Here is a 10,657-nt window from a genome sequence, read left to right on the forward strand (position 1 = left end):
CCGCCATGGCTTCCAGCTTCGAACCTGACGGGAACCTATCCATCGCGTCAGACGTCCTACCAAAGCCGTCGCAGTTTGCGAGGCTCATTGATTCGTTATTCTCTCGCGCGTTATAAAGCTGTGAGGCAGATCGATATTCGACTGGTCGCGGATGCCTGTTTTTTCTGTAAAACATGTCACGACCTACAGCTACGCGGCGCCCGTTCGGCTTGGCGAGCATCGGATGATGCTGCGTCCTCGTGACAGCAACGATCAGCAGTTACTCGAAGCATCCCTCGCAATCGAGCCGGAGCCTCGTCGCCTGCGCTGGATCCACGATGTCTTCGACAATTGTGTCGCGATCGCGGATTTCAACGGCATGACGCGCAAGCTGACGGTCGAGAGCAACATCGCCCTGGCGCACAACCCGTTCGAGGGCGCCGAGTTCCTGCTTGAGGATCGAGCGCGATTTTATCCTTTCGCCTACGACGGCGACGAAATGCCCGATCTTGCCCGTTCGATCGAGCGACATTTTCCCGATCCGGGCGGCGAGCTCGATCGCTGGGTTCGGCGTTTCCTGCACCAGGGAAATCCGACCGAGACCGGCGAGCTGCTGATGACCTTGAACTACGCGATCAAGGAAAGCCTGTCCTATGAACGCCGCGTCGCCAAGGGAACGCAAAGCCCTCTGCAAACGCTTGCGCGTCGCCAAGGTTCCTGCCGCGATTTCGCGACCCTGATGATGGAGGCGGCGCGCACGCTGGGTTTCGCGGCGCGTTTTGTCTCCGGCTATCTCTACGTGCCCGACCGGGATGAGGGAGAAACTTATCTGGGGGGCGGCTCGACACACGCCTGGTGCCAGATTTACCTGCCGGGCTCCGGTTGGGTGGAATTCGATCCGACCAATGGCATCGTCGGCAATCGCGACCTTATTCGCGTCGCCGTCGCCCGCGAGGCGCATCAAGCCATTCCGCTTCACGGGAGCTATTTTGGCGCCCCCTCGGATGCAGACGGAATGGACGTGTCCGTCCATGTCCGAAAGCTCTCCGAAGAGAGCCGCTTGACGTCTCGCGACCTCGACGAGGGGAAAAAAAGAGGAACCTAATCGTCGGCAAAACCGTTCTTGGCGACAATAAAAATTCCGCTGGCGCGCGCCGGCGCAAACAGCCGAGATTCTCGCAATGCTGATTCAGGCCGGCTTCGACATCGCATTCCAGTGTCCCGCGCGGACGCCGATGTTGCTCCAGTTGAACGTTCATCCCTCGCGCGAGGCCGATTTGCGTTCAGCGGATCTGGTCACCGCGCGTCCGAACCTTCCCATGACCAGCTATCTGGATTTGTATGGCAACCGGGTCACTCGTCTCGATGTTCCGCCCGGCTTGGTCTCATTTCACAACCGCCTGGTGATTTACGATTCCGGAGAACCGGAACCGACGCCGCCCGACACCGAGTTGACGCCCGTCGTTGGCCTCCCCGATGATGTGCTGATCTATCTTATTTCAAGCCGTTATTGCGACAGCGACAAGCTCTCCGATTTTGCATGGGCGAATTTCGGGGGGATCAACGGCGGCTACCGCCGGGTTCAGGCGATCTGCGATTTCGTCCATGAGAAGATCCGCTTCAGCTATCCCCACGCGCGCTCGACGCGCTGCGCCAGCGACTCGCTGCACGAAGGGATCGGCGTGTGCCGAGACTTCGCTCATCTCGCGATCGCGCTTTGCCGCTGCATGAACGTCCCGGCGCGCTATTGCACCGGTTATCTCGGCGATATCGGCGTGCCCCGGGATCCTGCCCCGATGGATTTCAGCGCCTGGTTCGAAGTCTATCTCCACGGGCGCTGGTATACGTTCGACGCGCGCCACAATCATCCGCGCATCGGACGCGTCGTCATCGGGCGCGGCCGCGACGCCGCCGACGTCCCGATCAGCACGGCGTTTGGAACCGCCAATCTCGTGCGTTTTGAAGTGGTGACCCGCGAACTGGATCAGCAGCGCGCTTCCGCGTAAAAAAGGCCGCTGCGCGTTTGCGCTGCGGCCTGCATCGTTGTGGCGGCGCCTTCAGGCGGCCTTGCGATTGACTTCCGACTGCGCCAATTGCGTAAGCAGCGCGTCGGTCTTTTTTTCCTCCTGAAGGGTTTCGTCGAGAAGATTGGCGGCGTCTGCCATGCCAAGCTGCGTCGCCCAGTTTTTCAACGTGCCGTAGCGCGCCATTTCGTAATGTTCAACGGCCTGCCCACCCGCGAGCAATCCCGCGTCGAGGGCCTCGCTGCCCTTGTATTCCTCGATGATTTCCTGGCCTTCTTCGAGAATGCCGTTGATGGCTTCGCAGGTCTTGCCTTGCGCCCGTTTGCCGAGCATTTCGAAAATCTGCTGGAGGCGTTCGACCTGGCCTTCCGTCTCGTCCCGATGTTTCAGGAAAGCGTTTCGCAATTCTTCCGAATGCGCGGCTTTCGCCAATTTCGGCAGACTTTTCAAAATCTGGCGTTCGGCGAAATAGATGTCCTTCAACATATCGTAAAAAAGATCGTTGAGCTTCTTCTCAGGCATGGAATCCTCCGCTGCTGGTTGAGTGGGCCGCAACGCCGGCAATGCGCTAAAGTTCCTGCCAGCAACGATATTTGAGGTTGCAGGCGTGCGCCGTCGCCTTTTTTTTGGAACCTCGGGACGGATTGCGTGTTGCGCAGGACTATGTCGCGGCGCCGCTGCGAATGTGCAAAATCCTTCACCCGCCAGCAGCGGAATTTTCCGATGAAGATTTTTACCTGTCAGGTCTGTGGCAACGCCGTGCACTTCGAGAACACCATTTGCGTCAAATGCAAAAGTCGCCTGGGCTTCGCCACCGACCAGATGGAGCTGTCCGTCGTTGAGTCCGATGGCGACCGATGGAAGACGCTGTCCGATCGCTCCAGAAGCTATGTCTTTTGCGCCAATGCGGCCGCAGGCGCGTGCAACTGGCTTGTCGCCGCCGATGAAGGCGAAACGTTTTGTCATTCTTGCCGTCACGACCGCACCCTGCCAGATCTCAGCATCGCCGAGAATGAGACCGCCTGGCGCAGAATCGAACTTGCCAAGCGGCGCCTGTTTTATTCGCTGCTGCGCTGGCGCCTTCCAATGCCCACGCGGGTCCACGAACCCTCGACCGGCCTGGCCTTCGATCTGCTTGCGGATTACACGACGGCCAATGGCGTCAATCCGGTGCTGACCGGTCACGAAGACGGGCTGATCACCTTGAATATCGCTGAAGCCAATGACGCCACGCGTGAAGCGCGCCGCATGGCGATGGGCGAGCCCTATCGCACGTTGCTGGGTCATTTTCGTCACGAGATCGGGCATTATTACTGGGAGCGTCTGGTTCGCGACGGCGGCCAGATCGATCAGTATCGCGCGATCTTTGGCGATGAAAGCGAAGACTATGCCCAGGCGTTGCGGCGCTATTATCAATCGGGCGCGCCGGCCGACTGGAATCTCCATTTCATCAGCGCTTACGCGGCCTCGCACCCATGGGAAGATTTTGCCGAAACGTGGGCCCATTACATGCACATGGTGGATGGGCTGGAAACGTCGCGCGCATTCGGATTGGTCATCGGCGTCACATTGCCGGACCAGCCGAATTCAAGACTTGGAGGAGCTTTCGATCCTTATTGCGCCGGCGATATGGACGACCTCGTCGCAGCCTGGGTTCCGGTCACCATTGCGCTGAATGGCCTTAACCGGAGCCTGGGCCAACCGGACCTATATCCTTTCGTGTTATCGCAGGCGGTGATCGAGAAGCTGGATTTCATTCACAGCCTGGTTCGAGAAACGAGATCCTCGCAATACAGCGTGGCAGGCTTCATCAATCTGCGAAGTGGAGCGCCGGGAACTTCTTTGCAAGGCCAGCGTTGACGCTCGGTCCCGATTTGCTTTTTGCAACGCGACCTTGATCACTACTCGATGGAAACATCAAATCCGCGCCGCGTCGCGCCCGCGCGCGGACGAGAGTTCGTCGAGCGCGGCTGGATGGCGCGATCTTTGTTTCGAGCGCGTGACGATGTACGCGCCTGGGCCGATGGATAACATCGAAAGGGAGGATAATCATGTTGACTATATTGCTGGTCATTTTGGTTCTTGCGCTGTTTGGCGCATTGCCCAGTTGGCCGTACAGCTCCGGCTGGGGTTATTATCCGAGCGGCGGCATCGGACTCATCCTCCTGATCGTGATCATTCTGATGGTCACAGGACGAGCTTGACGCGACCGCGATCGCCGGTGGTCGCCGCTTTCGAAAAAAGAATCCTGAAAGGGAGAAATCCTGTTCATGAACAGCAAGACGGACAAGCTCAAAGGGGTCGCCAACGAAGCCATAGGCAAGGCGAAACGACTCGTGGGCGCCGCGATTGGCGACGATGGCCTGCGAGCCAAAGGCGTCGCCCAGGAATTCACCGGCGCAGCCCAGAAAGCCGGTGGAGAAATCAAGGATTTGATCAAGGAAACGGTCGACAAATCTTAGCATGCGACCAAGCGACGCGACTCGAAGGCTGCGACCGCCAATTCCTCCGCTTCGGCGAAGAGCGCTCCGCGGCTTCCGGCGTTTTCCTTTCGTGTGGCAGCCATTCGTAAAGTGGCCGGACGCTATGGTTCCGGTCTCGCGTTCGAAGCCGCGCCTGCACTGGAGCCGGCGTTTCCGATGACGTGTCGAGGCGTTCTCTAGTCACAAGTTCAGGAGGCGGAAACGCGACGTCGCAACACCGGCGGCGAATCCAAGGATCTCGTGGAAATGCGCGCCGAGCGGGAGGCTAAACAGCCCTACGCGGCCGAGATCGAGGAACGCGAATTGGAAAACCATGACAACGAAAATCCAAAACCCGTGCGTGACAATTCCCGCGGGGACCAGCGGAAAACACGTTCCTGATTTGGAGGACGCATGGCCAGAAACGACGAAATGCGCGAAGTCGAGCCCGACAACATCAAGACGCCTCCGCATTATCGCGAAGGCAGCGAGCAAGTGGTGACAGGCGATACCGTCCGGCAGGCCCCGAGCGGCTGGCGTGTTTTAGTGGTTCTCGTAACCAGCCTCCTCGCGGTCGCCATCGTCTGGTTGGTTGGCGGCATGTTCGGCTGGTGGTAATCCTCCAGACATGCCGCCATCCCCGCCCACGCGTTATTCCGCCGCGCTGTGATTGTGCGCGGCGTGCGCCATCAGGTCGATCATTTTCGCATTGAACGACGGCAGGTCGTCCGGCTTGCGAGAGGTCACCAGATTTTCGTCGACGACGACTTCCCGGTCCACCCATTGGGCGCCGGCGTTGCCGAGATCCGTCTTGAGCGAGGGCCACGATGTCATGGTCCTTCCCGACGCGCCCCCCGCATCGATCAAGGTCCATGGACCGTGACAAATCGCAGCGATTGGAAGTTTCGCCTCAACGAAATGGCGAACGAATTCTATGGCGCGCGGTTTCAGTCGCAAGGCGTCGGGGTTGATGACGCCGCCAGGCAAGACGAGGCCGTCGTATTTATCCGCTTCGGCTTCGTCGAGTGACATGTCGACCTTGATCTCATCGCCCCGATCGTGGTGGTTGAAACCTTGTATGCGCTCTTTCCTGTCGGATACGACATGCACCTCCGCGCCTTCGTCACGCAAGGCCGCGACCGGCGCCGTCAATTCGATCTGCTCGACTCCATCTGTCGCCAGCACCGCGATCAGGCAGCCACTCAACCTTTCACCCATGTCTCTATCCAGATTTGCTTGCTGAAATCACTCAATCCGAAGCGAGCGAAAAGGGTTCCGTCGGCCACAGCCGGCGCGAAAAATTGGATGGATTTCAGGAACCAATAGGCGGTCGTTTTGTTGTGCGTCGCGACAAGCCGACCGGCTCTGTCCCCCCTCGCTAGCGCAGGCGTCGCCTGGGTTTTCGGCAACAAATTGCACGCAGAGAGCCTCTCCCGGGCCGTGGCGGCGCATAGGCAGCGAATCATCCAAACCAATATCGGAGTTGTTAGTCATGACCTCAGAGCAGCAAGGCGCCTCGCAAGATCGCGAAATGAGCGGGCCAATGGCGGTGTTCGCGGGCATGGGCCGCAAGGCGCAAGCAATTGCCGCCGAATTTGCCCAGATGTCGCATGAAAATATCGAGGCGGGCGCAAAGGCCGCACAGAAATTGAGGGAAGTCAGGAGCCTGCCGGAAGTGTTCGACGTCCAGACGGAGCTGGTCAAGGCGACTTTCGAGACGCTTGGCGCGCATTATCCGCGGATCGCGGAAATCGCGGCGTCGACGCCCGCCGAAATTATCGGAAGCTACCGGGAAGCATTCGGCAAGATGGCCGAACAGGGCGGCTCGGCTATGGACAAGGCCGCGGACACGGCCCGTTCGATGGCTGAGAGGACGACGTCGGCGGCGCGCCACGCAACCGACAAGACCACCGAGGCCGTCCGCTCGGCAACCGACAAGACCGCAGAGGCTGTGCGCTCGACAACACGATAGCCGCCCGCGAACTCGGCAAACCGTCATCGCGAGCCGGAAACGCGGCTGGCGATGATGGGGCGGCATGGCGGCACGTTTTGACGTGTAGAATTATCGGCGTGGCGAGCCTTCACCTTAACTCGAATAGCCTTACAGTTTAATGACTTGGAACAATCGCGGCCACTTGATGTTTTTATACCGGACGATCCGAGCTGAAGGGACAACCTATGCTGTCCATGCTGATCACATTCGCAATTCCAAGAACTTTCGCAGCAACCTCAACAATGTTTTTTCGACCATCGCAGGCCCGGTGAAAACAGGAACTGACAAACGTTGAGACCGGTTCATCAAGTGAGAACCAGCGCATTGATTCTATCGCGTGGAACGGCAGCTTCAAAACATTCCGCGCGCAACAACCGAGGGAGACACACATGAAAAAAGCGATCGGTTTGATGCTCGTTTCGATGTCGACGACCATGGTCATGACGGCGGGAGCCCGCGCCGCGCCAATTCGTCCGATGCCAAGCATTCCTGCCGATTCGGTCACCGTGACGGATTGGTACAAACAGGATGTTTACGATCCGAACAATTCGAAACTTGGGCAAGTCAAGGACGTGCTGATCGACAAGAGCGGTAAAGCGAGAGCCGTGATTGTCGGAGTAGGCGGTCTGCTCGGCGCCGACGAAAAGGATGTCGCCGTGCCTTTCGAAGCCATCCAGATCAAGAACAATGGCAACGAAAAATGGCGCCTTGTCATGGATTCGACCGTGGACGCATTGAAGGGCGGCGCCACTTATACTTACGATCGGCAAAAGACCACCTGGGTTCCGGCGCCGCGGTGACAGCCGGCTCACCCGGATGGTTTGTCGCGCGTCCGGATGGACGGTAAAAAAGCCCTGTGGCGGCCCTTTGGGCGACGCCTCAGGGCTTTCTTTCAATCGGCCGTCAAACCGTCGGCAGCTGCTTCGCAATGGCTGCAATATTGCTTTCGCCTGGAGGAACGCCGTCGAAGGGGCGTCCTTCGTTGAAGAAAAGCACCTGGCTGACGACGGCCTTGACCATATCCTCGGCGAACGGCTTGACGATCAGGAAAGTCGGCTCCGGCCTTTCGCCGGTCAGCAGCAGTTCGGGATAGGCCGTGATGAAAACGACCGGCACGTCGAAGCTCCGGAGAATTTCGTTCACCGCATCGATGCCTGAACTGCCGTCGGCGAGATGAATATCGGCAAGCACAATTCCAGGTCGTTCGGCGCGCACGAGCGCCACTGCTTCGGCATGGGTGCGCGCTATTCCCGCGACCTCATGCCCAAGGCCGACCAGCAGATTTTCCAACGCCATTGCGATGACCTGTTCATCCTCGATGATCACCGCTTTCGAGGCGACCAGGGCGCCGATTTCCTGGCCCGCCTTCTCGATGAGGTCATCGAACTTCTGAGGTCCGACGCCGAGAATCCGGGCCGATTGCCGATGATCGAATCCTTCCATCGCCGTCAAGAGAAACGCCTGTCGCGGCAATGGCGTAATCGCGTCCAGCCGGCGGTCGTGCGCGGCGATCTCCAGATGGATTTCGCTTCCGTTCAACGGCATTGAGTTCCAGATGCGGGAAAACAGGCGGTATAATTCCTCGCGCGGATCGACTGTGCGATCAAAGACACTCTGGTCGGCTACCAGTGTTTCAAGGAGTGCGACGACGTAGGCGTCGCCGCTTTTCTGCGACCCGGACAGGGCCCGGGCGTAGCGGCGCAGTAGCGGTAATTGTGGAGCGATCAGGCTGGTGATAGGCATGGCTAGCTCCTCCTTCCTCCAAGGATAGTTACAAAAACCTGAATGTCAGCTGTATCGACACTGTTATTTCAAGCAATTTTTCGTGAACTTTCCTGTAAAAAACTTAAAAGTTGAGCTTATGGCCTAACGGGCCGATTTAAAAGCGCATCGATCAATTGAAATTCTCTTCAGGAAGCCCCAAATAGGGAGCTGCTTTTCCCGTTACGTTTATGTTGTTATAAAGCATGGCGGTTATCTTACATGAACACGGGAGCTCGTGAGCAAAAGAGCGAGTTATCAAACCGCAATAGATAACAGCAGACAATGGAGAGGGCATGAACAGGCTTTCGCGAGAGGATGCGGATCTTGTCGGCGGCGGCCTTGAGGCTTCGATGATTGGCAATTCCTTCGCGAGCGCTGCCGATGCGATGTCGCCCTTTATCCTTCGATCTCTGTCGGAAGCCGTTTACGCGACCGATACGACAGGAAGGATCACGTTTTTCAATTCTGCGGCGGCAGAAATGTGGGGGGCGAGCCCGGAACTTGGAACGAATGAGTTCGATGGGGTCTGGCGGCTTTTGAGCCCGGACGGCGCGCCCTTGGACAAGGAAGATAGTCCGGTCGCATTGGCGTTGAAGCACGGCCACGCCCTCCGCGACCTGCAGGCGCTCGGCGAACGCGCGGACGGCAGCCGTATTCCATTTTTTGCGTTTCCAGCGCCGATAACGGATCGCGACGGCGCCATTGTCGGCGCGGTCAATTTATTGGTCGCCTGCCCCGACCGCGTCGTCGTCGAGCAGGAAATGCAGCGGCTGGCCGCGATCGTCGAATCGTCCGACGACGCGATTATCGCCAAGGACATCAATGGCGTGATTACCGACTGGAACGCCGGGGCGGAGCGTTTGTTCGGCTATTCGGCCGAGGAAGCCATCGGCCAACCCATCGCTATGTTGATCCCTGAAGATCGCCCTGACGAAGAGCCCGGCATTCTCGCACGACTGCGGCGAGGCGAACGCATCCGCCATTACGAAACCATTCGCCGTCGAAAGGACGGCTGCCTGGTGAATATCTCCCTCTCGGTGTCGCCGATAAAAAACCGCGCCGGCCGCGTTATCGGGGCGTCGAAGATCGCCCGCGACATCACCTTGCGGCGGCGCGCGGAAGAGCAGCAACGCCTCCTCCTGCGCGAAATGACCCACCGCATAAAAAATCTGTTCACCCTTGCGATCAGCATCGTGACCTTGAGCGCGCGCTCTGCGGCGACGCCCGCGGAACTTGTCTCAGCGGCGACAGACCGTTTGAGCGCGCTGGCAAGGGCCCAGGACCTGACGATTCCACAGCTCCTTGAAACCGGCGAACCTACCGAACAACAGGCGACCCTTCAGGCCCTGTTTGAAACCATCGTGGCGCCTTACCAGGGCGGCTCGGACAAGCCGCCTCGAATTCAGATCCATTGCTGCGACTTTTCCCTGAGGAGCGACGCGGTGACCTGCTTCGCCTTGCTGATCAACGAATTCTGCACCAACGCCGCCAAATACGGCTCGTTGTCCATTCCCGACGGCCGCGTCGAAATTCATTGCTCGGAACATGAGGGCGGTTTCTTCGTCGAGTGGGCGGAGCATGGCGGCCCCCAGTTGAAGCTTCCGGTCGCCGCAGACGGGTTCGGTTCGCGCCTGGTGAAGGCGACGGTCGAAGGCCAGTTATGCGGCGAGATCCGGCGAGATTGGCGCCCTGAGGGTCTGACCATTCACCTCGAAATCCCCGCCGACCGCATTCGCGCTGCTTGAGCGCGCCGATCGGCTTGCGCCGCGATAGTCGGGATAGCTTATTCTGGACCCATGCAGAGATTTTCAGCGTCTCGCGCGCGGGCTCCGGTTAGCACATGACGTTCTTGTCCGTTCCCAATGGCGGCATGACCTTCTCCTGGCCCGCGCCGAGATCTTTTTTGCCTTGCGCGACCGTCGCCGTGAACGTGGCGTAATTCATGGTCTTGAGAGAGTCCTTGAGCGCAGGGCCTTCAGTCGAGCCCATGCCGTCCGGACCGTGGCGGCGCAAAGCGACAACGACGCGATCAGCAGAATCCCGCGTGGCCAAGCAATGCAGTTCGCGGAAAAATCATCCGCCACGTGACGCCTCACAGCGATCAAGGCGACTGCGCCTGCGCTCCATAACGACCGAATGGGAGATCCCGTTTCAGTTCTTGATCTTTATGTTTTTCAAACGCGTTCAGCGTTTGGATAGCGCTGGTGAAAAACGCAATCGGTCATTGCGAAATTCGCTGCAACCATTGGCGAATTTCTCTGCAACCATTGGTGGTCCCTCGCGTTCTCGCCGGATGCCGTCAGCGTCAAACAGGCGAGAACGCGCCTGCCGCCGACAAGCACCGTGCAGGCGCCACACTGTCCATGGTCGCAACCCTTTTTCGTGCCGACGAGTCGTGCGCCTCCGCACGGGCGGCAGGTTCCGCGGAAGCGCGC

At 58.9% G+C, this 10,657-nt stretch carries 14 protein-coding genes; 10 read left to right on the forward strand and 4 right to left on the reverse strand.

The genetic code is table 11. The features are described 5' to 3' along the window. Window positions 1-151: 151 nt before the first annotated feature. Entirely contained in the window at window positions 152-1,084 is a 933-nt protein-coding gene (locus ACLP2E_RS14340; RefSeq protein ID WP_442466322.1) for a transglutaminase family protein, read from the forward strand. Between the two features lie 76 nt (window positions 1,085-1,160). Continuing rightward, entirely contained in the window at window positions 1,161-1,985 is an 825-nt protein-coding gene (locus tag ACLP2E_RS14345; protein ID WP_442466323.1) for a transglutaminase-like domain-containing protein, read from the forward strand. Window positions 1,986-2,036: 51 nt separating this feature from the next. On the opposite strand, the gene ACLP2E_RS14350 is transcribed toward ACLP2E_RS14345, so the two are convergent. Beyond that, window positions 2,037-2,525, reverse strand: a complete 489-nt coding sequence (locus tag ACLP2E_RS14350; protein ID WP_442463354.1) for a YciE/YciF ferroxidase family protein — start codon at window positions 2,523-2,525, stop codon at window positions 2,037-2,039. A gap of 201 nt (window positions 2,526-2,726) precedes the next feature. Between ACLP2E_RS14350 and ACLP2E_RS14355 the strand changes: the two genes are divergently transcribed. The 4 genes from ACLP2E_RS14355 to ACLP2E_RS14370 all read left to right on the forward strand — a co-directional run bounded on the left by ACLP2E_RS14355 (window position 2,727) and on the right by ACLP2E_RS14370 (window position 5,083). Next, window positions 2,727-3,863, forward strand: a complete 1,137-nt coding sequence (locus tag ACLP2E_RS14355) for a zinc-binding metallopeptidase family protein (protein WP_442466324.1) — start codon at window positions 2,727-2,729, stop codon at window positions 3,861-3,863. A 191-nt stretch (window positions 3,864-4,054) separates the two neighbouring features. After that, window positions 4,055-4,207: a DUF3309 family protein gene (locus ACLP2E_RS14360; protein WP_442463352.1), complete on the forward strand. Its 153-nt coding sequence runs from the start codon at window positions 4,055-4,057 to the stop codon at window positions 4,205-4,207. A gap of 66 nt (window positions 4,208-4,273) precedes the next feature. Beyond that, window positions 4,274-4,465 carry a CsbD family protein gene (locus ACLP2E_RS14365; RefSeq protein WP_442463351.1) on the forward strand — a complete coding sequence of 64 codons (192 nt, stop codon included), beginning with the start codon at window positions 4,274-4,276 and terminating at the stop codon, window positions 4,463-4,465. 414 nt (window positions 4,466-4,879) lie between these two features. Beyond that, entirely contained in the window at window positions 4,880-5,083 is a 204-nt protein-coding gene (locus ACLP2E_RS14370; protein ID WP_442463350.1) for a hypothetical protein, read from the forward strand. Between the two features lie 33 nt (window positions 5,084-5,116). Here the strand turns inward: ACLP2E_RS14370 and ACLP2E_RS14375 are convergent, their stop codons facing one another. Then, on the reverse strand, window positions 5,117-5,683 hold the full coding sequence (locus ACLP2E_RS14375; RefSeq protein ID WP_442463349.1) for a type 1 glutamine amidotransferase domain-containing protein: 567 nt from the start codon (window positions 5,681-5,683) through the stop codon (window positions 5,117-5,119). A 274-nt stretch (window positions 5,684-5,957) separates the two neighbouring features. Here ACLP2E_RS14375 and ACLP2E_RS14380 point away from each other — a divergent pair, with 274 nt between their 5' ends. After that, entirely contained in the window at window positions 5,958-6,437 is a 480-nt protein-coding gene (locus ACLP2E_RS14380; RefSeq protein ID WP_442463348.1) for a phasin family protein, read from the forward strand. A gap of 410 nt (window positions 6,438-6,847) precedes the next feature. Beyond that, a complete protein-coding gene (locus ACLP2E_RS14385) occupies window positions 6,848-7,258 on the forward strand; it encodes a PRC-barrel domain-containing protein (protein WP_442463347.1) in 411 nt (136 codons plus the stop codon). Between the two features lie 103 nt (window positions 7,259-7,361). Here ACLP2E_RS14385 and ACLP2E_RS14390 read toward each other — a convergent pair whose 3' ends face one another. Then, window positions 7,362-8,201, reverse strand: a complete 840-nt coding sequence (locus tag ACLP2E_RS14390; protein WP_442463346.1) for a response regulator — start codon at window positions 8,199-8,201, stop codon at window positions 7,362-7,364. A 314-nt stretch (window positions 8,202-8,515) separates the two neighbouring features. On the opposite strand from ACLP2E_RS14390, the gene ACLP2E_RS14395 reads away from it, so the two are divergent. Then, window positions 8,516-9,967 carry a sensor histidine kinase gene (locus ACLP2E_RS14395; RefSeq protein WP_442466325.1) on the forward strand — a complete coding sequence of 484 codons (1,452 nt, stop codon included), beginning with the start codon at window positions 8,516-8,518 and terminating at the stop codon, window positions 9,965-9,967. An 88-nt stretch (window positions 9,968-10,055) separates the two neighbouring features. Here ACLP2E_RS14395 and ACLP2E_RS14400 read toward each other — a convergent pair whose 3' ends face one another. Continuing rightward, window positions 10,056-10,274: a hypothetical protein gene (locus ACLP2E_RS14400; RefSeq protein ID WP_442466326.1), complete on the reverse strand. Its 219-nt coding sequence runs from the start codon at window positions 10,272-10,274 to the stop codon at window positions 10,056-10,058. A 152-nt stretch (window positions 10,275-10,426) separates the two neighbouring features. Here ACLP2E_RS14400 and ACLP2E_RS14405 point away from each other — a divergent pair. Continuing rightward, the coding region (locus ACLP2E_RS14405; RefSeq protein ID WP_442466328.1) for a hypothetical protein at window positions 10,427-10,657 on the forward strand (231 nt) is incomplete at its 3' end.

The organism is Rhodoblastus sp. (assembly GCF_052145335.1).
In the GTDB taxonomy this organism is placed as follows: Bacteria; Pseudomonadota; Alphaproteobacteria; order Rhizobiales; family Beijerinckiaceae; genus Rhodoblastus.